Genomic DNA, 22,538 nt, shown 5'->3' with positions numbered 1-22,538 from the left:
ACAATTCAAGATCCTTCGGAAAACTTCTAACCTTAATTCATCACAAGTTTGGGAGAGTATAACCCAAAGTCATTACTAGTAACCCCATTTTCCATTTCCTGTTCAGTTTTAAGTAAATCAGAGAGAGAGTCTGCGGTATAACCATTGGGGACTAGTGCCTTAATAAACCAACCAGTAACAATTGATTGATTGCCATTGCCTCCAACCCCTTCGAGGAAAAATGCTGCGAATCCCGTTATTTGCACTTGATGAATAGAATTTCCACTTTCAGAAATAATCTTGACAATCGGGATATATACGATCTGTGGAGCGTTTCTTTCATAATTATCAATTGTATTTTTGGGAACTCGAAGATCTCGGCTTATACGTGTATTAATCCCATCAGCTGTAGGTCCACTCATATTTCCGTGCTTTACGCTTAAAATTTGTCCAACTGCTAAATCACCCTGATAACCATTAATTAGATCAGATTCATACGTATTTGCCCCAGTACCGCTAAGTTCTAGAACTCCGTACCACCCAGAGGTTCCAGATTCTTCGCCTGACTTCATAACACTATTTCTTTTATCTTCATCTAGGTACCATTCTGTCGTTCCAGACCCACCACCGGATTTCAGAACATACTTTTGCCCATAAACAAATTCCTGCTCTTGAATGCTAAGAGGTATTGCACCTGACAATGTCTTAGGGGGAACCATCATTGCTTTGGCTGAAGCTGAAATCTGTTCCTCATTAATCCCCCAAATGCGAGCAAAGAAGGTGGGAACCGTTTCCGTTGCTTGAACAATAATTTTCTTATTATTCGCTTCCAGTGCAATATCCACATTCTCAACTCCATTTTTGCTTGCATACTCTGTAGCTATACTTTCAGCTTCAGAGGGATTGTCTGGAAGTTCCTGGACGCCCGCGAGAGCTGCAGCATCTACCGAATTTTGCAGACTACTCTTTTGAGCATATAATAATCCCAGATCAGCAACAAATGCGCAAAATCCAAGCAAGACGGTTAATAATAGAGTCACGATTACAACAACACTTCCGCGTTCTTGGCAAGGATTAACTTGGGCCCTAGTCTTTACCTGAGTTAGAACCATACCACTCCTCCTTTGCACGGAATGGACATATCTTCTGTATTTTCTGTATTTACTCTTGACGCATAATAATACTTGTACTTACTTCGATTGGATTAGGAATCATATCGATTATCGGGGCAAGAAGATTAACCGAATATTTAACATTAACCGTTACCGTTTGACCTGACCTTCGGTCAGCTTCAATTGGGTATATTGTAATCACCATGACTGCAGAATCTAATAAAGGTGTTGCATTAATGACTGAGTTTTTGATTTCCAGGTCAGTTCCACCGATTGTAGCAACCCTCCCACCTTCCCTGGCTGCGTTACTGATAGAAATATAAGCATAACCCACCCTTGCCATCTCAATCACACCAAACAATAACAGTAACAACAGTGGCAATACTAGGGCCATCTCTACTAAAGCTTGGCCATGTTCACTTTTATCGAGTTTTCGAGTCATAAATTGAATCCCCCTTACGATAGAGCTAGGCTTATTAAAGCACCTAATACAATAGCAATACCATAAGGAAATTTTTCTTGGCGAGCATTGTTCATTGACTCGCTAAAATTATGTGGCTTCTTTAACAATGGCAAAAATAGCAGAAAATGCTTTATTGTATCAATCAATGCCTTACGGTGAGCTAACAGTATTCCTGAAATGATACCGCCGATAATAGCACCATAAAGAAAGCTTGTTATAACAAATTGAGAACCTCCGAAGGCACCAATTACCGTTAACAACTTCACATCCCCTGCGCCCATCCCGCCCATTAGATACGGCAACAATAATAACAAAAAACCTATTAATGCACCTAGAAGACTACTTGTCAATCCTAATCGACCACCATATATGGTGTTAAGCATTAGAGCTATGAAAAATGCGGGAACGAGAAGCTTATTATAAATCTTACGATCACGCCAATCTGTGAATGCTGCAATTCCTAATGTAAATCCTAACGCAATCTCATTGACTCCCATATGGCCCCCCTTTGATGAAGAACCCTACTGCGGACAGTAGGGTTCTAGTATTAAGCGCAACTTTAGAAAAGGAACCTTGATGAAGAGAAAGTTTAAAATTTTAGCTGTCCAGGGCGTCGCTTGTTGCTTGGAAATAATTCGTAATTTTCGGTCCAATTACTACTATTACCGCGATAGCAGCAATTGAAATGAGGGCAATAATCAGTCCATATTCTGTCATACCTTGCCCTTGCTCATCCTTGAAAAGTCCCTTTAATTTTTCTTTCATTACCAACACTTCCTTTTTTTAAAGTACTTCGGTACTTATGTAACTCATTATAAGTTCAGATTAAATATCATGATATAAGGCAATAGTCGCAAAAACGCAAAGGAAGTCCTAGTCTTTGGTCCTAACTTTCTGAGGCCTGTCTTCATGCCTAATTAACAAAGACCTCTAGATAAACAAAAATAGATAGAGCTTTTAGAGCTCTACCTACTGTTTTGTATATGTATTCTTCTACTATTGAAGACTAGCTAGACATTTTTGTACGAATTCTGGAGCATAATTGCTGCGCACAGCAACAATCTGATCAGATGTTGAACTTAATGGCAAAAAGATTGCCACCACTTCAGTAAGGTCATAGATTTTTTCGCCGCTAAACTGGCATATCAAATACCCATTTTCTATCAAAAGAGCTTCAAGTCTCTGAATGCCAACAATTCTATCTGGAAGTGTTCCCATATAATTATGGCTCATCTATATCACCTGTCTTTCGGTTTTTAAAGTTTAGAGTTAAGACTCACCTTTAGTTAATAACTTGTTAGGCAATTTTATTCTTATGCTATTCAGCTGATTATTATTACAAAACAAAGATTTCTTGTGTTTCGAGCCAGGCATTTACATTTTGTATTGTACTCACCAATTCTCAATATTAACCAATTTTTCAATAATTTAATCCTTAATATAGCATATAATGGTTGTTGTTCCACAAACAGGATTGACTAATATTTGGTATTTAGCTATAATTAAGTTGCTCGAAGTACTTGAGGATTTCCAAAAAGCTTCTCGATTGCCTAAGGCTGTGGGAAGATACAGAACTTCCCATGTCGCGGGTAATAAGATTTCGGAGGTTTTTTGATGTTTAGTGACAAAGTTTTGGTATGTAAAGAATGTGGTCGTGAATTTGAATTTACAGCCTCAGAGCAGGAATTCTACGCAGAAAAAGGGTTCACTAATGAGCCAGGTCGCTGCCCGGAATGCCGCGCTGCCAGAAAACAAAATAGAAATAACGGCGGCGGGGGATATTCTCGTCAACCTCGTGAAATGTTCTCAGCAATTTGTGCTACCTGCGGAAAAGAAACCACAGTCCCTTTTCAGCCCTCTGGCGATAGACCTGTTTATTGCAGAGACTGCTACCAACCAAGATCACGAAACAATTGGTAAACAGTAAAAAAATATGTTTCCGGTCAATTTATTGATTAACTATAATTGTTTTATTAATTACAAAAAAACCCATCCTAAACCATGAAATTTAGGATGGGTTTTCTGTTCGATCAATGGACTATCTGTCTATGATGTCTAATTCGATGAGCTCATGATAGAGTTCTTTTCTTCGATCAGCAAGAAAAAAGCTATCTCGCATAGATGTTCGCTCCGGACGTCGAATATGATTGATCCTCTCTGCTGATAGGGTAGCTGCAAGGATTCCGTCCTCCCCAATTTGTGCTTGCTCAAACAAGTCACCTTTAGGACCAACAATAATTGCCCCGCCACTAAATTTTTTGGATTTTCCGTTATTTCCGACTAAATTACAGGCACCTATATAGACAGAATTATCATAGGCTCTAGCACCAAGGTATCTCATCCAGATCTCTTTACGGTCTCCTGCTACTAATGGTGAAGCATGAGGTGCAAATAATACCTCAGCTCCTTTGAGAGAATAAATTGCAGCTGTTTCTGGGAAATGCCAATCCCAACATATCCCAACTGCAAACGAAGTACCATGAGCTGTAAAAATCGGAAAATTATCTCCGGGTGAAAAGAATTCTAACTCACTACGTCCTAAATGAACTTTACGATATACCTTAGGTTCCTCACCAGGTGTCAAGATAACATGGGATATATAAGGCTTATGCTCCTTAGACTTCTGCTCAACCATACCAACTAGAAGGGTCAGTCCCAGGTCTACTGAGCACTCTCTTAGATGTTTAATCCACGTACTTTCCAGGGAGGTTGCTATTTCTGAAGCATGATTAGGAGAATACCCATTTAGGGCACATTCCGGAAAGCATAGCAGGGAGACCTCCTGCTTTTGAGCATTTTCAGCTAAATGAATGATATTATTAAAGTTTCGTTCAGTCTCCCCCACGATTGATTCCATCTGAACGAGTCCGATTCGGCAATCATCTTTCATCTTATCTTGTGCTCGTCCTTCCTTTTATCTCTAAGCGGCTAACTCCTATTCCATATCGACAATTTCATTATAATCTCTGCTTAAAACATCTGAAAGCAGCCTGTGATCATGAAGCAGGTTTATCAAAATACGTTCATCTTTTGTTTGCGAAGTCCTGGCATTTGTAAGAATACTTAGAGGTCGATAAATAGGGGCATCTTGAATCTTTAAGGTTTTGAATAGTTTTTGATCTGCTTCTCGGCTAACCGTTAAGGAAGATATTATAGTAATACCTAGACCAGCAGAAACCAATTGTTTAATCGCTTGGGTACTGCCCAACTCCATTGAGACGTTTAATTGATCCGGATCCATTCCCCTCTCCTGGAGTGCCATTTCCATTACCTTTCGTGTTCCTGAACCATCTTCTCTTGTCACTAAGCGTTCATTGGGAAGTTCAGCAAGAGTAATGCTTTTCCGTGATGCCCAAGGATGAAAATTTGATACTACTACAACTAACTCGTCTTCCCAAAAGTTTTCGACATTTAAATCCTTGTGCTGTGGAACCGGCCCTTCAATTAAACCGATATGTATCTTCTTTTCAAGGACATCTTGTGAAATTGACTCTGTATTAGCTATTTTTACCTTAAAATCTACATCAGGGTGGGTTTTAAATAAAAAAGCTAAAATATTGGGTAGAATATACTCGCCAATAGTTAAAGTAGACCCAAGATAGATCAATCCTCGTTGATCCTTAGCAAGTGCGCTAATTTGCTCTTTAGCATTGGATAAAATATCTAATACACTGCGTACATGCGCATAAAAGATTTTTCCCTCTTTAGTTAGAGTTACACCTTTATTAGTACGATCAAAAAAGCGCGCACCATATTGATTCTCTAAATTTTGAATCTGTAAACTAATACTTGGTTGACTCATATGCAGCTTTTTCGCAGCTAAAGTTATGTTTCTAGTTTCTGCCACCTCTTTGAAGACAAGAAGGTGTTGTTCCATGATGATGTATCCCCTTCCTAGATCCCTTATATAATTAGCTCTCTCTACAAATCATTGTAAACACATTAAGCTATCACTATTATTAATAATCATTGCATAAATAAGGCCTACAAATGCTCCTAAAAAAATTGGTGCTTACATCCAATCATAAAGAAATATAATAATAAGATTCCCCTTCCCTCCTAGGTATATTAAAGAAACATTTATCCATCATTACAAAACAAATGGATCAATCTCTATTCATATAATATCACCCAAATCAGTTATTAGCCAGATGGAGACTAATCTTTTCGAAAAAAAGGTTTATAGAAATAGGAAATAAGCTAAATCAAAAATAAAAGCCTTCCAATATTGGAAAGCTTTATTATTATTGATTAGTATAGTGATTTTTAATCAATAGAAGCTTAAGAACTATAAAAATTTTATATTAGCCTGATATTTTTTCGACCTTTGACCATCTTGTATTGCTATAAAGCATTGCCATATTTATTAAACCTTCAGCCCATTCCGGACAACCCAAAGCATGAATGTGATTATAGGCAGCAAATATATTTTTATAACAAAGTCCATCATGCTGACCATCAATTCCATGACCTCTCTTAACCTTAAAACCAAACTTCAGATTAGGTGCTAAATTAATAACACGAGAGTTATGGAATTCATGCCCCCGAATTTGAGTCTTATCTGGAAACCAAAGCTGATCGGGATTTGTCTCCATAATAGTATAGCCGTGACCTTGAGGCTTAACTTCCATCTGAGTATCAAAAGGAAGCAAACCAACCATCTCATAATTTTGAGTAGTAGTCCGAATAGAGCGGCCAAGATACATTAGTCCGCCGCACTCTGCATAAATAGGTAAGCCCTTTTCTCCGGCAAGTCGTATCTCATCGCGCAATAAATAATTAGCTTCGAGCCTTTGAGCAAAGACCTCAGGAAACCCCCCGCCGATATAAAGCGCATCAAGATTATCAGGAAGTTGATTATCCAAAAGTGCACTAATAGGAACCACATCAGCTCTTCGTTCTAAAATTTCAATATTCTCCTGATAATAAAAACTGAAAGCTGCGTCCTGTATAATCCCTATCTTAGGTTTAATACTTCTATTCTTAAAAGATAGATCTGGAGACGAATTAAGAACTATAGACTCTGAATAACTTGGTAGTTCCGGAGCATTTTGTGCTAAGGCAAAAATCTTTGTTAAATCAACATGTTCACTGATTACATCAGCAAGATAATCTAGCAATTTATCCGTTTCAGCATACTCTCCATTGGTAACCAAGCCAAGATGTCGATCTGGGATACATAATTTTGCATCTTTAGGAATTGCCCCTACAACCGGTATTTTACAAAATTCTTCTATAGCCTCTCTAGCAACCTTTTCATGACGAGCCCGTGCTACTTTATTAAGGACAACTCCAACGATTTTAACATCCGGATCAAAATGCTGGTACCCCATTACCATTGCTGCAATACTTCTAGTCATACGTGTGGCATCAACCACAAATAATACCGGCGTACGAGTGACTTTAGCAATTTCCGCGGTAGAGCTGCTGCCTTGAAGGTCAAGACCATCATACAGTCCCATAGCTCCCTCAATGATCGTTATTTGTTTATCAGAAGCTTGATCAAGAATTGAGCTGCAAATTTGAGTTTTATTCATGAAAAAAGAATCTAAGTTGCGACAGGTCTTACCTGCGGCTGCTGAGTGCCAACTGGCATCAATATAGTCTGGGCCTTTTTTAAAAGGCTGTACGGCTAACCCTTGTCGTGCGAAAGCCCTGAGTAGTCCAAGGGTAAAAGTCGTTTTTCCGCTCCGCCCCTGAGGTGCTCCAATTACTAAGCGAGGGACATTTTTAATGCTCTGATCATTCATTAATAAAGATTTCATAATACCCACACCTTTCTTGGAGATATTTTTCAGGAGAGAAATTACGTTAAATAGTTAGTAGGGCTGACCTATCTCATGAGATAAAAGTGACCACCCTGAATCCCGTTCCTATAATGCAGATCCAATCAGCAGAAACAGGAACATCGGGTATTTAGGATGGTCTATATACTCATAAGATCATGTCTATCTAGAGTAGTAGAATCAGTTCAATTAGTCTGGAGTTTGAACCTTTCCTTTTAAGCAAATGAAGGTTGTAGTGATATAGAGGTACTCAACGAGATCTTCAGCAGTTAATTCCTTGACTGCATTGTCAACATCACTCTTTGAGGCTCCAATAGCTACAGCAACATCTCTGCTTTTAGCTTTTTGGACTTTGCCAAGGTATTCTAAAACCTTAGCTTTAATTTCGGGATCTGCTGGTCCTCTTGCCATTTTAAATACCAACTTTCTACATTATTCCTTCAGATTAGTACTTAAATTGTGCTGAAGTACGGAACGTCTCTCTTGAGAAGATATAGTCATCAATCAACATGTCTGAGAACGGAAGCTCAGCCAAGGTGAAGAATCTTTCCCAACCAATTCGCTCAACCCACTCGCCTACACGCTCTCCGTCATTTGCATTCGCAATCCAGAGTTCAAGAATTTTACGAATTGCTTCTGTAGTCTCAGGCCAACGAGGTGCAGTGTTTGGAAGGAAAGGAATAACCATACGAGAGAAGCTCGGTGAAGTTCGAGCATTAGAAGTCTTCCCACCAATAAGGATGGCAATACCATCATTTTTGGGATCATAGATTTCCATAGCTGGTGACATGGTATAACAGTTACCGCAATACATACATTTGTCTTCATTAACGATAACGCTCTTGTTTTTCGGGTCTGGACGAATAGCTCCTGTTGGGCAGCTAGCAACAAGACTTGGGATCTCTGTACCTTTACGAATTACTTCGTGGTTGATACGAGGAGGAGTTCTATGAACACCTACAATTGCGATATCACTGCAGTGTGCAGCTCCACACATATTCAAACAGCATGCTAAGCCCATTTTTAATTTAGCAGGAAGCTTCATGGTATTAAAATACTCATACAAGTCATCCATTACGGCTTTAACAACACCTGAAGCATCGGTAGCTGGTGTATGACAGTGTACCCACCCTTGAGTGTGTACGATATTGCTTACGGAGCGTCCTGTTCCGCCAACACTATAGCCTTCTGCTTCTAATTTTTGGAGCAAAGGATTAAGTTTAGCTTCGTCTGAAACTAAAAACTCGACGTTATTACGAGTTGTCCAGCGAAGGTAACCATCGCAGTACTCATCAGCTATTACACAAACATCGCGAATAAAATCAATACTGACTAATCGTGGGGTACCAACACGTACGCTATACAGAGCAGCTCCACTTTCACCAACATGCTTTAGAACGCCTGGACGAGGAATTTCATGATATTTCCATTTACCATAATTCTCTTCTATAATAGGAGGAAGCATCTTTTTATAATGCGGAGGTCCTTGATCTAAAATTGCCATCGTTATCCACCTCTCGTTAGCTACTTATTATTTTAAGACTAGAGCTTTGATCCGTCAAGTGCTGTTCCACTTCTGTCAAGATCGTCTTGATTCCAGAACACATAAGGATTAGCACGTGGGCGGAAGACCATTTGTGGTACAGGAGCAACTTCAATACCATTAAGGAATTTAGTCATCCCTAAGCGATAAATAGTTTCACCGATACGTTCGCGGGATTTGCCATGCTCATCCCACCACTCCCAGATACGACGCATAAGATCTTTGAACTCTGCAAAATCATCTTCTGCTTCCATTTTCATGAATGGTACAATAACCCAAGACATGAAGGCGGACTGAACAATGGTTGATTTACCACCGATTAAGATGGTTGCGCCTTTTTCTTTTCCAGGCTGAATAGCTTTAGGCATCACATTGATGCAATGCATACAACGTGTGCAATCTTCACCCACTACGCTGAGTTCTTGTGTCTCAGCATTGAAGGTCAGACAGCTAGTTGGGCATTTGTCACAGACAGCTGCTTTAATATTCATTTTAGCTGCATATTCTTTAACAGCCTCTTGGTCAATTCTTAGTGTATCTCGCCAGGTACCAATTACTGAGCAGTCAGAACGAGCAATTGAAGATGTGCAGTCGTTTGCACAACCGGAGAACTTAATTTTGCTCTTATATGGCCACATAGGACGATGAAGCTCATCCATGAATTCGTTCGTAATATTATAACATGCTTCTAAGGTATCATAACAAGCATGTTCACAACGTCCTGGTCCAACGCAGCAGTTAGGAGTTCTTAGGCAAGATCCTGAACCACCGAGGTCGAATCCAGCTTCACTAAACTCGTCAAAGATAGGTTGGATATGCTCTGTTTTACAACCTAAAAGAATAATATCACCGGTAGATCCATGCATATTTGTCAAGCCGCTTCCGTACTTCTCCCAAATATCACAAACCGTACGTAATGTTTTTGTGTTGTAGAACCATCCTGATGGCTGAAGTAAACGAACTGTATGGAACTCAGCTACGTTAGGATAAGTTTGTGGCTCGTCAACATAACGACCGATAACTCCACCGCCGTAACCTCTAACTCCAACAATACCACCGTGTTTCCAGTGTCCTCTACGCTCTTTATAGGATCTTTCCAAGACTTGGAGCAATTCGCCTGCAGCTTCACTCTTCACTGCAGCGCGTTTAATTTCCGTCACAAAACTGGGCCATTTACCTTTTTCAAGTTCGTCCAGTAGTGGCGTATTCTTTTCTGTCATGGCACACCCTCCGTCTTTTAGTTTATGGGGTTTATTTACATTTCAGTGATAGTGATAGCACCAGTCGGACAAACTGAAGTGCAGCTTTCGCATCCCATGCATTCTGATTCGTCACCAGTAACATGAGCCTTGTCCTCGCTAAATCCAAGCAGGTGGGCGGGGCATCCTTCAGTACAAGAGTCACATCCCGAACATAGATCTTCGTCGATTGATACGATAAACACAATATACACCTCCTTAAACTATTAAAGAGAACAATCAAACATTGGACACTGTAAAAGTTTTCACTTGTGTAAATTAACACTAGTCCATGTAAATAATTTAACACCTGAAGTTCCATTCGTACAATATATAATACAGATTGCACTATATCTTTTTTTAATTATGGTCAAGGGTTGTAATGATTTTAGAAATGTGCTCTAGTGACTATAATTCCTCCTTGGAGGAAATTATACTTCTTAAACCCTCTTTTTTGAAGTATGAATGCGTTCATACCCTCTAATTCCTTGACCCAAGACACAGGCCTGAAGGCGGTTCTGACGGCTTTTGGAGTGATTCACTTAGCCTAAACCTAAACCCATGTTTTCTAACCTTGCTGCAGCATGAATAAGAACATCAATAACTTTTGCAAATGGAGGAGCATAAGCTAGCTCTATATCAATTTAAACGATACCCATTTCCTCCAAGAGGGGACAAGGGGTCTACCCACTCTCAATCTTAGGTTCCTTTAGAAAAGGCCATTTCAGAAAGTTCTGAAATGGCCTTTTGAGGATTCAAAATAGCTAAATATTACTTAGACTACACCCTACTCTAAGAATTCAAGGAAAGGTTTCTTCATCGATACAAGGGCATTAACCATAAGTTCAACTAAACCGCCATACTGAAGGTTATACTTCTCAGATGCATCGTAATGCTCCAAAATACCGCGCATTGCCCCTTTGCAGTTAGAACATGGTGCACAGATATATTTCGGGGTAGATACGTCTTCCATAGTTCCCTTAAATGCTCCAAGTATTTGGTTAAATTTAACTCGAGATGCAACCTGGGTTCTAAACTCAGGGAAGTTGGCGTAGTTCATTATGGCGAAACCGCTACCTCCACCACAGCAATAATTGTCAACACCATGTGGAGTCATTTCTCGAAACTGTGGTGCAATTGCTTTAAGAATGTTTCTTTGCGGCTCAACAATGCCCATTTGACGTACTATATTACATGGATCGTGGAGCGTGACCGGGAAGTTATTTTTACTTGGGTCAAGTTTTAGTTGTTTGTTTCTAACCATATCCCAAAGAAGAGGTAAACAACTTTCAACCGGAACCCTATCGGATGTCATACGATCACTTGTAATAATTGATGCCTTATGGGCATGCCCACACTCAGCTACGACCATTCTCTTGACGCCAAATTCTTTAGCAACTTTCATCTGCATTAAAGCAATCTTTTTGGCTTGGTAATCATCATACCAGAGACCGTAGTTTACACTGTCATACCCCATAATTTCGCTGCTAAGTGTCCAATTCAAGCCCGCTGCATCAAAGAGAATAGCAAAGGCTACTGGATTCTCGGGCCAAGCCATAAACTCTCCAGCATTATGGAGAACTAGGATATCAGCACCTTTTTTATCAACAGGAAATTTGAGCTTAATGCCAAATTTTTCTTCGGTGTCTTCTTCTAAGAACTCTAAAGTGTCTAGAAATGCCGGCTTACTTAATCCCGTTGATGAACCGGTCTTAATTTGCAGCATCGTTCCCTTAGTATGGAGTGGGGTTGGGGCAATCCCCATTTCTTGGCTGAAAATCTTACGAATTTCCTTGGAAAGGATCGCATTGTCTAAGCCCAATGGACATGTTTGCGCACAACGTCGACATAAGTTACAACGATAGGCTAACTCACCTAATCGAGCAATTGTTTCCCAATTGACATCAATATCCGCTCCGACGAATCCACCAAGCAGTTTCCCACTCGTTGTAAAATATTTCTTCACGATTTTACGCAAAACTTCCGAACGGAAAATAGGTCTATACAATTCATTGTTTCCTGTAGCAGAATAAATATGACAGGCATCTGAACAGGTATTACATTTTGCACAATATTCAAAAGACAGTAGGAGCGGTTGTAATACACCATTATTAGCATCAGAAAAGATTTTTTCCAGACCGCTCAAGAACTTGCGAACAAATTCATCTTCTTCCTCTTTAGATTTAGGACGAGTCAGGGTATCTATCCCGACATATCCATCTAAAGAGGTGCAAAATTTCTCTTTCCAGGCTGGCTTGGGATCAGTTAAAGGGGATTCCATCCCTGGTTTGTCGTATGGTGCTAATAAAGGTATGAGATTGTCCAGTTTAATAAGTTGCTCATCTGAACGTCCCATATCCTTTGGACGTAAATCTCTTTGATTTAGCATGTCTTAGATCCCTACTTTCCATAAAGTTAACATACACGAATCAGACTATTTCTCGGGTGCGGCGGGTGGATTAATATGAGGCGCAGACCAAGATGTGGTTGGACGGAATGAAGATGCTTTCTTTATTTCCTGCTCAACTCCACTCCCCTTTAGATTCGGATTATTATCCCAGAGAACCTTATGGAACGTAAAGTATTTTCCAACATAGTGGCTCATTTTGCTGATTGGAATATAAATTAACATGATACCTACGAGGAAAATGTGCAAAGTAAGCAGGCCATTAGCTGAAAAAGGCGTAAATGTTACAAGGTTTGCAGTCACTTCTCTGGCATAACCAAAGCTTAAGTCATTCCCCCATGTGAAAATTCCGGTAACAAGTGCAGCGAAAATTAATAAAAGATTAAAGTACTCTTGAGGGGTAGTGTACTTTTTAAGCGTATTATCAAACGCTCTGCGTAGAAATAATAAACCTGAACCCAATGTTGCAAGCGCTAGCCCAAAATAACCTGTTAAAGCTGTGACGTAATAGACCAAGAGACCCAGTATGCTTGAAGTATTTGCGGCTACTGAAATTCCATTAACTTCAAACAGTCCACCCACTACCAAAAGGATTGTCCAGGCCATTAAGAAATAAATCCCTAAATGGAGCGCGTAAGAAATCCACCAGAAAGGTCGTTGATTTTCAAACAGCTTCTTGATAAATAAGATCTCTTTAAGCATCTCGACAATTTCTCTCATGTGAGAAACTTCATGTGGTTTAGTCCACCAAGCTGTTTCCTCGTAGTATGATCCACCATGTTCGAAACCTTTTTCTTTAGGGACAGGATAAAGATCCATTCTTCCATGAAAGGGCATCTTCGCAAACTGATACGCTTTGAAAACCGAAATACCTACGAAAAGACCAATGGAAAGATACGCAATAATACTAAGAATCACAATCCCCAACCTCCTTCTCTTGTTATCTTTGCACATTATAGTCTAAGTGAGTTTGTATGCCTTGTAAAATTATCATTTCTCATAATACAATTGCATATATTGATGACTGTTCGTTCACCTTTTTCCTAAATATGTACATTCTTTCACCTTTTATCCTTTCTAATTATTATAAATCTGCAATTAATAGCTAATTAAATTAATAATTTAGTTAATACTGATATTTTGTAATTAAAAAAAATAATAAAGAGCACTCCTTTCTTGGAATGCTCTTTATTGTTTTTAAATTTTAGAAGATTACACCAAGAGCAATGAGAATAAGAATAGCAATTGAAATAATGCCTACCCCAACATAACTTCCAACACCACATCCTGCACCGTATCCGTACATGAAATTTCCTCCTTTCAAATCAACCAGATTGTTAGACTAGAATACAATTCCCATTGCGATGAGTAGAAGGATAATAACTACTACAACAGCAATACCCGGTAACCAGTTAGGTCCACATGTTCCTTCAACAGCTCCGCCAAATGCCATTTTATATTCCTCCATTTCCTGTATTTTATGGGTGATTTTCTTAATTTAACTTATGCTTTTTTCGTTAAATTGTTACCACTATTTACCATGCGGCCCATATTTTAATTAGCATTTCTCACAGAGTCTTTAGAGAACTCAGAAGCAAAGGAGATAAAACCTTCCTTTTATATCCTTACCCTCTTAGGTAGCTACTGTCAGATAACTTTATTATTCTTAAATTTTGGTATAACATATGATTATCTGGTTATGTTCCAAATATAAGGGGGATATCAATGAAAGCATTAGTTACTCTTACCTCAAGTGAATCGAAACGACTTATCGCCAAAGGCACAATCGGATTGCCCAGTGTCCAAAATGCCTTAGAAAAACACACTATTATTGTTGCCGGCGGAACTACGAATGCCTATGTTGCTGAAGAAATGTTAGGAGTCCAAATCGAGGACAAAGCAGGCTATACAATGGGCATTGTTACCAAAGGTGAGCTAGGTATAAGCAAATCTTCTAAAAAGACTCAACCCTACGTAATTATTAAAGGACAAGCGCAGGAAATCCCTTGGAAAGAATATTTGCCTAAATTGAAGAGGGGAGATATCTTTATCAAGGGTGGCAACGCAGTTGATCACACTGGTTTAGCCGCAGTAATGGTTTCAGACCCCATGGGAGGAACAATTGGGGCTGCCCAAGGGATTATATATGCTAGAGGAATTGAATTAATTGTACCAATCGGACTGGAAAAAATGGTTCCCGATGTCCGTAAAGCCGTGGAATTTATGACAATGTCTACAGTTGACGAAGCCATCGGTAATAAGGTTGGACTGATCCCTATGGTTGGGGCCAGGGTAGTGACAGAATTAACTGCTCTAGAAACTCTTTATGATGTTGAAGTGTCTTGTATTGCCGCAGGAGGGGTCGACGGATCAGAAGGTTCGGTGACACTTGCAATTGAAGGACTTGATGAAGAAGTTGAACGGGCAATCAAAGATATAAGTTCACTAAAAGGCGAACCGCAAATTTTAGTGAACTAGAAAACAAAAAATGGGCTGAATTCATATAATTTCCTCAACATGAATTCTAAAGCCCATTTTTTCCTTCATTAATATAATGAACTAATTCAATACTTTTAATTATTAGATTAGTTCATTATCGTTTCTTAAGTTGTTATCTAGGTGGTCGAGGGCCAAAAAATTGATAGTAATGGCATTCTAATCGACCATTATAGAGCTTTCGACTTTTATCCCAGCGTCTTCCAATTAATGTTTCCGGGGATTCAAAATTGGTTAATATATGAAGCGACCAGTTGTTGAGACCTTTATAAGTTTCTCCAAGTTCTTGATACAGCCCTTTGACATCGTCAATCTCTCCAAGTCGTTCTCCATAAGGTGGGTTTGCAATAAGATGCCCGAAGCTAAATCGGGATCGTACTTCAGCAACAGGCAGGCGCTGAAAGTGTACAAGTCCTTCAACACCCGCTTCTGTGGCGTGGATTCGAGCTAACTCCAAAGCTTTAGGGTCAATATCAGAACCAAAGATATTTAATGTAGTCTCTCGGTCCCATAGATCCAGGGCCTCTTGCCAGGCTTCTTGCCATAGTCCCCGAGGAATTTGGGGCCATTTTTCGGCTGCAAAGCTTCTCTTTAGGCCAGGAGCACGATTTTGCGCTATTAAGGCGGCTTCAATGGGAATTGTTCCGGTTCCGCAAAAGGGGTCGATTAAGGCCCGATCCTTATTCCAATAGCTAAGCTGAATCATAGCTGCCGCTAATGTCTCTTTAAGGGGCGCTTGTCCTGCAAGTTTTCGATATCCTCGTTTATGTAAACCAATCCCAGAAGTATCAATTGTTAAAGTGACCTTATCGTTTAATAACGCTACTTCGATCTGATAACGAGGACCACTCTCTTCAAACCAGTTACAATTATATGTTTCTTTGAGACGTTCTACAATTGCCTTTTTTACAATGGCTTGACAGTCGGAAACACTATAAAGTTTCGATTTTACGGATTTCCCTTGAACAGGAAAATTTGCATCTATAGAGAGCCAATCTTCCCAAGGTAGAGACTTAGTTTGCTGAAAAAGCTCTTCAAAAGTTCGAGCTTCAAAGGATCCTATTCTTAATAACACACGATCCGCACTTCGGAGCCATAAATTTGTTCGGCAGATTCCCAATTCATCAGTTTTAAGTATTACTTTTCCATTTTCTACAATTATATCATCATACCCCAGTTGTTTGAGTTCACGTGCAACAATAGATTCTAAGCCAAAGGCTGCTGTTGCAATAAGTTCAATTTTAGCCATCAGGATCCAACCTCTCTCAGTTCAAGTGCTAAACGGTTTTTTTATTCTTTTATATCATAAGGTGAGGAGATCCAAATGGCAAGTTTATTGAATTTTTTTCGACCTTCCATGAGGGACAGTACTAAAACCTTTGCCATCTCTATATCCTTTTTCATAGGCTGCTTTACCATCCGTACTGTCCTTTCGGGTATGTTTGGATGTTTTCCCACGGCCTAATTCCATATTCCTGTAAGTCTGGATAACTAGTGCATCTTTAACAAGAACCAGTCCCCATCCCTCTTTGCTGACTTGTTGTGCATACTGGGCCTCTAATCCGGAGATCCAACCTTCAACATAATTGTTTCTGACTCCTCTTTGCTGGGTAAGACTAGGGCGCTGTCCCTCAACCTTTAGATATTCCTTGCGGTAATTCTTCATAAATAGGTCAGCTCCAAGCCGGATAGAATCCGTAGCAAATTTAAAGGCCATGACAGCAATTTCTGCATCCTCTTTTAAGCCCATGAATGCTAGCCTGGTATACCCGTTATATTTATTAAGATAAGAATAGCACCTAAAATTCTGAGCGATTATTTTGCCAAGACTCTTTTTCCACCAAGACAGTTTTTCAAATTCGGTAGCATAATCATCGAGGATCTCTTTTTTATAATCTGCTTCTCTAGAAGTGTTGATTTCTAATTCGTCAATTCCATTTTCAGCCATATAACGCTGAGCCATTAATAGAGCAGATTTAGCTTCATTACCTTCTGGATCCCCCCCATTTCTCGCCAAGTTTAGTAATGCCCGCACTTTATGTAGGACTTTCTCATCGACTGACAAAATATCACCTTCCTGTTTTTTACATATCGCCTAATACTTCTCCTTGGACAGTTACTGTCATAACTTCCAAGGAGTCTTTAGTCTCTCTACCATCTTCAATCTGGTGTGATTCCCACACCCCTTCTCCATTTCTGAACAGTGTACGTCTGTTTTCTTCTATTTTCCATTTATCTTCCAGGATAACATCTAAGACCTGTTCTCTTAACGAATCCTTCATTAGTTCAACGACATGGTTTAGCATAGATTCATCATAATCCTCAATGGCAACGTTAACGTAGGCGCTTATCCTTTTAGTCATTTTACATCTCGCTCACTTCTATATCGATTTTGACTTGTGATATGACTATCTCTAATTATACACATTTTGCATAAACCTTCTATAAAACAAAATCAAACTATGATATCCCCACCTCTAAAGCAGGTGTATCATAGTTTGATTTTAATAATGCAAACAAAATTTATTTCCAAAATTCTTAATAGAGCATTTCCAGAAACTTGGTTATTGCCCTATTTACCTGATCCGGTCTCTCTATCATAGCCATATGACCAGCATTAATAACCGGTACTAAATTTGAATTAGGTATATTCTTACTCAAGTACTCCGAATATTTAAGAGGAGTCATCTGATCGTCTTTTCCACAGATTATTAAAGCAGGCACTTTAATCCTGGGTAGGCGATTCATAATATCAAACTTGTTACATGCAAAAAAATCAGCTTTAAGTACATCAATTGGAACATTATTCATTGCTAACTTTGCCTTGTCTAGAGTTGCCGGAGGTGAATTCTTGGAGTAGCTGTACTCAATATTCTCAACTGGGTACCTACCCTTGGACAGGGCATCCAGTATAGAAGGATTTACGCGCAGCCTCGCCCCACTACCAACAATAATCAAACCCTTTAAAACTATTGGATGCGCAAAGGCTAACTCTAAAGCTATTGCCCCTCCCATCGAATGGCCCATAAGGACATATGAACTTATTTCTAAAGCCTGCGCAAAGTTTAAAACAAAATCTCGATACTCATTAATACTGTCTGAGGGGGAACCTTCAGACAGGCCATGTCCCGGAAGATCGAGTGCAATAATGTTACAATTATCAACTCTGTCTAACTGATAGATCCAATTCTCACTGGTTCCCCCAGCTCCATGTAGACAGAGTATTGTCTTCAGCTCCGCTTGGAAATCACCACTTTTTTGTTGAAAAAATGTTTTCTTCCCTAATACATCTATATAAGGCAATTTGTAAATCTCCTTTGCTCCCTATTTATGCTCATTATATTATCTAAATTTTCAATTTAATACTCTTAGTACACCTTAAAACCTGGTAATAGTCAATAGGGTATTTGATTAATTGTGAAATTATTAAAATAGTTTCCATCAATGGTCTGATAAGAATTAGAACGAATTAATTAGGAAACCCTAACATTGGTTACCCGATTATTAAAAAGGAGAAAACAAATAATGAGCAATAAAAAAACAGACAAATCAAGAACTCATGCCGCTAATCTTGATGACCAGCGTTTAAACTCGGATAATGATAAGAAAAAGGTACCAACTAGCCCTACCAACAACCCCAAGAGTCCCTGATAGGTTCTAACAAGATCCCAAATCAATAAGGCTGTAACATAAATTTGTTACAGCCTTATTGAATAATGGCCAGACTTCATTCACCCAAGCTATCACAGATAAATGAACTGCCTAAATCCTTATTGGCCTTTTTCAGTAGACTCTTTTGCATCCTTTTGTTCCTGCTTAAACTCAGCACTTCGAGAATCATATTTAGCACTTGTATACCCTTTAGTGTGTTTTTGTATCTCACCAGTCTTTTTCATCACTACCTCCACTTATCTTTATTCACCTTGATTCTTAGTATGTTCTGTATCATTAATATCATGTACCTTAAAAGTTGTGTCACCTTTTTGTCTATAGATAAATATCATGCTAACAGAGCATATAGCCTAAGATATCTTTAGATAGAGGTGATTAAATGAATTTGAATTTTAAACTATCCCGTTCTAGTTATAGACATTTAATTGTCGGAGCTGATACTAAGATCCCACTTTCTAACGGCCTATATAAAACAGCCATCAACTTCGATAACGCCGCTTCTACTCCACCATTTATTTCTGTCATGGAAGAGATAAATCAATTTGCAGGTATGTATTCGTCAATTCATCGTGGAACAGGTTATAAATCACAGCTTTCTTCGAAGGTTTATGAAGAAGCAAGATCTACAATTCTAAAATTTGTTAATGCTGATCGCTTTCGCGATACTGTCATCTTTGTCAAAAATACGACGGAAGCTATTAATAAATTATCTTATCGCTTATGGGATGGGAATAAAAAAAGTGTTATTCTCTCAACCTGGATGGAACACCATTCCAATGATCTCCCTTGGAGAAACAAATATCAAGTGGATTATGTACAGACAGATCCCTCAGGAAAATTAAGCCTCGAAGATTTAGAGGCCAGATTAGCAAAATATAAAGGGAATGTCAAGCTTGTAACTGTTACGGGCGCCTCTAATGTTACAGGATATGTAAACCCGATACATAAAATTGCTGAATTGGCACATCGCTATAATGCAAAAATTCTTGTCGACGGGGCCCAATTAGTTCCGCATAATTCTATAAATATGAATCCTCAAAACTCCCTGCAATCCATTGATTACCTAGTGTTTTCTGCTCATAAAATGTATGCCCCTTTCGGAACAGGTGTACTTATCGGACCTCAAGAAACCTTCAATAGAGGTATTTCTGAGTTTGTTGGAGGAGGGACAGCAGAAACCGTAACCCATAATTGGGTAGTTTGGGAAAAACCTCCTCATAACGAAGAAGCAGGAACTCCTAACCTAATGGGAGTTGTTGCTCTGGCAGCAGCGATTAAAACTCTCAGCGCATTGGGTATGAAAAATATAGATCACTACGAAAACCAACTAACAAGCTATGCAAATTCAAAGCTCAATTCCATTCCCGGTATCAAAGTTTACTCCCATACTTTACCTGGCGAACCTAGAATCGGAGTGATTCCCTTTAACATTAAAGGGATTGCTCATGAACAAGTAGCAAAAGTTTTATCGAATCAGGCGGCAATTGCTGTAAGAACCGGTTGCTTTTGTACTCAACCTTACATTCAAAGTCTACTAGGGATTTCTGCAAAGCAAATGGAACTCTACAGGAAACGCCGAGACATTCCCCGCCCTGGGGTGGTTCGTATAAGCTTTGGGTTGTACAATGATTTTAGTGAGATCGATATTTTAATTCAATTACTTGAAAGAATCGCCAAGCATCCAACATCTTACATCTGATCAACTTATATAAAAGCCTATTTCTACTTATAATAGGCTTGAAGATGATCAGTAAAGGGGTTGCACAAATTGAACAAGAAAATGAATCTACTAATGTTTAGCGGAGACTATGATAAAGCTCTAGCTGCACTGATCCTGGCTAATTCTGCCCGAGAATTGGATGTAGATGTGACAATGTTTTTTGCATTTTGGGGGCTCTGTCTAGTTCGCGATCCTGAAAAGGCTACATCAGATGACAAAACTCTTTACGAAAAAATGTTTGGAATGGTTACTCCTAAAGGGCCGGAAGAATTACCTCTTTCACGACTGAACATGGTTGGCCTCGGAAAACAAATGCTTCTTGAAATGATGGAAGATGACAAAGCACCTTCATTAACCGACTTTCTCAATGGAGCCCGTAAAAAGGGAGTAAAGTTCTACGGCTGTAAACTATCTGTTGACGTAATGGGCTTTAAGCCTGAGGAACTATTGCCGGAAGTCGAAATTATAACAGCCAAAGAATATTTATCTGATGCTCTTGACTCAGACATGCAGCTATTTATATAAATTACTTTGATCCTATCCCCAGAGCCTTTTTTGCTAACTGGTCTACGTAATCGTTAAAACGATCACCTGAATGACCAGCAACTTTTTTAAACTCATATAAACCTTGATGCTCTCTCATGAACTTAACATACGCTTGGGTAAATTTATTTTTAGCTTGCCAATCCCCTGTAACCCAATGAGAAATACCTGAATAATCATGAAAAATTCGTATTCGGACGTTTAATGATTTCGCCTTTTCTACAGCATGTTTTACCGCTGCAATTTCTCCCGCAACATTCCTCATTGCGGCGGCCTCAAGATCTTCTCCAACCCCATTACTTTCGAGAACCACTTCCCCATCCTTAACAAACGCATAACCGTAAGAATATTTTCCATTGACAAAGCTACCATCAGTATAGACCTCATAGTCAACATTATTAATCGAAGAAGTAGGTAGGTCTAAACTCGTGTTCTCCTTATGATTCGGACTTATTGTGTTATTCAACCATTCAAGTGCTTCGGCCTTTGTTTCAAAACCTTTATAGACGGCACCTTTATACCCTTTCACAGATGCTTGACAGTCAGGCCAATTATTAAAGATGCCTGTTTTGTGACCTTGTTTAACACTATAATAGTTTTTTTTAGCCAAAGTTGTCTCCCCCTAAGTGTATACTAATTAACCTCATGGTAATCGTTAATAAATTTCCAAAATCATTACCTTTTGCTCCCATATATTAATAACTCCAGTAAAAAAAGTCAACTTAATTAAATGTGTAAACGTAGTAGCCCAAAAAATTTCTTTTGCATATATTTATTAGAAGGAATATTCTGATTATTGTTGAAGCTATAATAGTAATACCCCCTACCGGCCTTAACCCTATTATAAATTAAGTTGAAGGAGGAGTATTTATGGAGACGTATCGGGTAAAGGTTGGAACAAAAGGAGAAATCATTTTACCCAAAGAACTACGTGAACTCTTTGGACTAGTGGAAGAAGATACCCTAGATTTATGTGTCGATTCGGAAGGAAAAGTATTTGTACGGACAGCTGAGCGCTCAGTTCGACCACTATCAGATTTCTTCGAAGACTTAATTATTAGCGATTTACTGGCAGAAGGTTGTAATGGGGATTGTCTTAAAAACAAATTATTAGAGCACAAGCTTAAGTTGAGCACTGTCTTAGATCGCTTATCGGAAGAAGCCCATAGAGCCCATAAAAACGGTCAATCCATTCGGTGGTGGGAGGCTCAAGCTTTATCATCATTGGGAATTCACAAAACTGATAGAGGACAATTCAATGTCATGATTACTACTCGTGGTGTTCATGATCTAGTAGTTCTGCGTAAGGAAGAACTCAAGGAAATACCAGCAGTTTTTGAATGCTTAGAACAAGACCCCTTTGCTTTTAAGCGGCTTCGCGGACCATTTTATGAAACTTATCGAGTATCTTTCCGCAGTGGTACTAAGGAACACAGAGTTATTTACACCGTCTTTTCTCAAGAAAATTTAATTGTAATTTTGACTGTAGGTGCTCGAGAGGTTATATATGACCGGCTTAACGGTATAGCCTAAGGGAGCTAAAACAAGAACACATTTTCAATGAGAGAAAAGGAAGCCC

At 39.1% G+C, this 22,538-nt stretch carries 26 protein-coding genes; 6 read left to right on the top strand and 20 right to left on the bottom strand.

Annotation, left to right across the window (positions count from 1 at the left end):
* Positions 1-32: 32 nt before the first annotated feature.
* The 5 genes from DP73_RS09280 to DP73_RS09265 form a co-directional block, all read right to left on the bottom strand.
* The gene (locus DP73_RS09280) at positions 33-1,091 is read right to left on the bottom strand and encodes a pilus assembly protein TadG-related protein (protein WP_034599044.1); all 1,059 of its coding nucleotides are present in this window, start codon (positions 1,089-1,091) and stop codon (positions 33-35) included.
* A 49-nt stretch (positions 1,092-1,140) separates the two neighbouring features.
* On the bottom strand, positions 1,141-1,533 hold the full coding sequence (locus DP73_RS09275) for a TadE/TadG family type IV pilus assembly protein (RefSeq protein WP_034599043.1): 393 nt from the start codon (positions 1,531-1,533) through the stop codon (positions 1,141-1,143).
* A 14-nt stretch (positions 1,534-1,547) separates the two neighbouring features.
* On the bottom strand, positions 1,548-2,051 hold the full coding sequence (locus DP73_RS09270) for an A24 family peptidase (RefSeq protein ID WP_034599042.1): 504 nt from the start codon (positions 2,049-2,051) through the stop codon (positions 1,548-1,550).
* Between the two features lie 100 nt (positions 2,052-2,151).
* Positions 2,152-2,319 (bottom strand): Flp family type IVb pilin, encoded by a 168-nt coding sequence (locus DP73_RS22475; RefSeq protein ID WP_081963000.1) that lies wholly within the window; start codon positions 2,317-2,319, stop codon positions 2,152-2,154.
* Positions 2,320-2,550: 231 nt separating this feature from the next.
* On the bottom strand, positions 2,551-2,787 hold the full coding sequence (locus tag DP73_RS09265; RefSeq protein ID WP_034599041.1) for a hypothetical protein: 237 nt from the start codon (positions 2,785-2,787) through the stop codon (positions 2,551-2,553).
* 381 nt (positions 2,788-3,168) lie between these two features.
* Between DP73_RS09265 and DP73_RS09260 the strand changes: the two genes are divergently transcribed.
* On the top strand, positions 3,169-3,474 hold the full coding sequence (locus DP73_RS09260) for a zinc-ribbon domain containing protein (protein WP_081962999.1): 306 nt from the start codon (positions 3,169-3,171) through the stop codon (positions 3,472-3,474).
* Between the two features lie 118 nt (positions 3,475-3,592).
* Here the strand turns inward: DP73_RS09260 and DP73_RS09255 are convergent, their stop codons facing one another.
* From DP73_RS09255 to DP73_RS09215, 9 genes are all read right to left on the bottom strand, one after another.
* Positions 3,593-4,444 carry a nitrilase-related carbon-nitrogen hydrolase gene (locus DP73_RS09255; protein WP_034599038.1) on the bottom strand — a complete coding sequence of 284 codons (852 nt, stop codon included), beginning with the start codon at positions 4,442-4,444 and terminating at the stop codon, positions 3,593-3,595.
* Positions 4,445-4,489: 45 nt separating this feature from the next.
* On the bottom strand, positions 4,490-5,431 hold the full coding sequence (locus DP73_RS09250; RefSeq protein ID WP_014903392.1) for a LysR family transcriptional regulator: 942 nt from the start codon (positions 5,429-5,431) through the stop codon (positions 4,490-4,492).
* 427 nt (positions 5,432-5,858) lie between these two features.
* Positions 5,859-7,319, bottom strand: a complete 1,461-nt coding sequence (locus tag DP73_RS09245) for a cobyrinate a,c-diamide synthase (protein WP_034599036.1) — start codon at positions 7,317-7,319, stop codon at positions 5,859-5,861.
* Positions 7,320-7,529: 210 nt separating this feature from the next.
* A complete protein-coding gene (locus tag DP73_RS09240; protein ID WP_034599150.1) occupies positions 7,530-7,751 on the bottom strand; it encodes a hypothetical protein in 222 nt (73 codons plus the stop codon).
* Between the two features lie 34 nt (positions 7,752-7,785).
* A complete protein-coding gene (gene dsrB / locus DP73_RS09235) occupies positions 7,786-8,844 on the bottom strand; it encodes a dissimilatory-type sulfite reductase subunit beta (protein WP_034599035.1) in 1,059 nt (352 codons plus the stop codon).
* A 38-nt stretch (positions 8,845-8,882) separates the two neighbouring features.
* Complete coding sequence (gene dsrA / locus DP73_RS09230) at positions 8,883-10,103, bottom strand: dissimilatory-type sulfite reductase subunit alpha (RefSeq protein WP_034599034.1); 1,221 nt, start codon at positions 10,101-10,103, stop codon at positions 8,883-8,885.
* A 35-nt stretch (positions 10,104-10,138) separates the two neighbouring features.
* Positions 10,139-10,327, bottom strand: a complete 189-nt coding sequence (locus DP73_RS09225; protein WP_014903397.1) for a 4Fe-4S binding protein — start codon at positions 10,325-10,327, stop codon at positions 10,139-10,141.
* Between the two features lie 581 nt (positions 10,328-10,908).
* Positions 10,909-12,510, bottom strand: coding sequence for a (Fe-S)-binding protein (locus DP73_RS09220; protein WP_034599032.1), 1,602 nt, complete (start codon positions 12,508-12,510; stop codon positions 10,909-10,911).
* A 45-nt stretch (positions 12,511-12,555) separates the two neighbouring features.
* The gene (locus DP73_RS09215; protein ID WP_034599031.1) at positions 12,556-13,446 is read right to left on the bottom strand and encodes a respiratory nitrate reductase subunit gamma; all 891 of its coding nucleotides are present in this window, start codon (positions 13,444-13,446) and stop codon (positions 12,556-12,558) included.
* An 807-nt stretch (positions 13,447-14,253) separates the two neighbouring features.
* On the opposite strand from DP73_RS09215, the gene DP73_RS09205 reads away from it, so the two are divergent.
* Positions 14,254-15,006 (top strand): hypothetical protein, encoded by a 753-nt coding sequence (locus DP73_RS09205; protein WP_034599028.1) that lies wholly within the window; start codon positions 14,254-14,256, stop codon positions 15,004-15,006.
* 133 nt (positions 15,007-15,139) lie between these two features.
* On the opposite strand, the gene DP73_RS09200 is transcribed toward DP73_RS09205, so the two are convergent.
* From DP73_RS09200 to DP73_RS09185, 4 genes are all read right to left on the bottom strand, one after another.
* A complete protein-coding gene (locus tag DP73_RS09200; protein ID WP_034599027.1) occupies positions 15,140-16,273 on the bottom strand; it encodes a class I SAM-dependent RNA methyltransferase in 1,134 nt (377 codons plus the stop codon).
* 84 nt (positions 16,274-16,357) lie between these two features.
* On the bottom strand, positions 16,358-17,089 hold the full coding sequence (locus DP73_RS09195; RefSeq protein WP_034599026.1) for a DUF2786 domain-containing protein: 732 nt from the start codon (positions 17,087-17,089) through the stop codon (positions 16,358-16,360).
* A 19-nt stretch (positions 17,090-17,108) separates the two neighbouring features.
* On the bottom strand, positions 17,109-17,387 hold the full coding sequence (locus tag DP73_RS09190; RefSeq protein ID WP_034599025.1) for a hypothetical protein: 279 nt from the start codon (positions 17,385-17,387) through the stop codon (positions 17,109-17,111).
* A gap of 175 nt (positions 17,388-17,562) precedes the next feature.
* A complete protein-coding gene (locus DP73_RS09185) occupies positions 17,563-18,327 on the bottom strand; it encodes an alpha/beta hydrolase (RefSeq protein WP_034599024.1) in 765 nt (254 codons plus the stop codon).
* 222 nt (positions 18,328-18,549) lie between these two features.
* Between DP73_RS09185 and DP73_RS24180 the strand changes: the two genes are divergently transcribed.
* The gene (locus DP73_RS24180) at positions 18,550-18,675 is read left to right on the top strand and encodes a hypothetical protein (RefSeq protein WP_282432664.1); all 126 of its coding nucleotides are present in this window, start codon (positions 18,550-18,552) and stop codon (positions 18,673-18,675) included.
* 119 nt (positions 18,676-18,794) lie between these two features.
* Here DP73_RS24180 and DP73_RS24175 read toward each other — a convergent pair whose 3' ends face one another.
* Complete coding sequence (locus DP73_RS24175; protein WP_282432663.1) at positions 18,795-18,920, bottom strand: hypothetical protein; 126 nt, start codon at positions 18,918-18,920, stop codon at positions 18,795-18,797.
* Positions 18,921-19,075: 155 nt separating this feature from the next.
* Between DP73_RS24175 and DP73_RS09180 the strand changes: the two genes are divergently transcribed.
* Together DP73_RS09180 and DP73_RS09175 are read left to right on the top strand one after the other, a co-directional pair.
* Positions 19,076-20,395 carry an aminotransferase class V-fold PLP-dependent enzyme gene (locus DP73_RS09180; RefSeq protein WP_034599023.1) on the top strand — a complete coding sequence of 440 codons (1,320 nt, stop codon included), beginning with the start codon at positions 19,076-19,078 and terminating at the stop codon, positions 20,393-20,395.
* 69 nt (positions 20,396-20,464) lie between these two features.
* The gene (locus DP73_RS09175; RefSeq protein WP_034599021.1) at positions 20,465-20,941 is read left to right on the top strand and encodes a DsrE/DsrF/DrsH-like family protein; all 477 of its coding nucleotides are present in this window, start codon (positions 20,465-20,467) and stop codon (positions 20,939-20,941) included.
* 1 nt (position 20,942) lies between these two features.
* Here the strand turns inward: DP73_RS09175 and DP73_RS09170 are convergent, their stop codons facing one another.
* On the bottom strand, positions 20,943-21,569 hold the full coding sequence (locus DP73_RS09170) for a ribonuclease H family protein (protein ID WP_034599020.1): 627 nt from the start codon (positions 21,567-21,569) through the stop codon (positions 20,943-20,945).
* 260 nt (positions 21,570-21,829) lie between these two features.
* Here DP73_RS09170 and DP73_RS09165 point away from each other — a divergent pair, with 260 nt between their 5' ends.
* The gene (locus DP73_RS09165) at positions 21,830-22,492 is read left to right on the top strand and encodes an AbrB family transcriptional regulator (RefSeq protein WP_034599018.1); all 663 of its coding nucleotides are present in this window, start codon (positions 21,830-21,832) and stop codon (positions 22,490-22,492) included.
* The last annotated feature ends 46 nt before the right edge of the window (positions 22,493-22,538 follow it).

It is taken from the genome of Desulfosporosinus sp. HMP52, assembly GCF_000765145.1.
In the GTDB taxonomy this organism is placed as follows: Bacteria; Bacillota; Desulfitobacteriia; order Desulfitobacteriales; family Desulfitobacteriaceae; genus Desulfosporosinus.
This window is presented reverse-complemented; position numbering and strand designations above follow the sequence as displayed.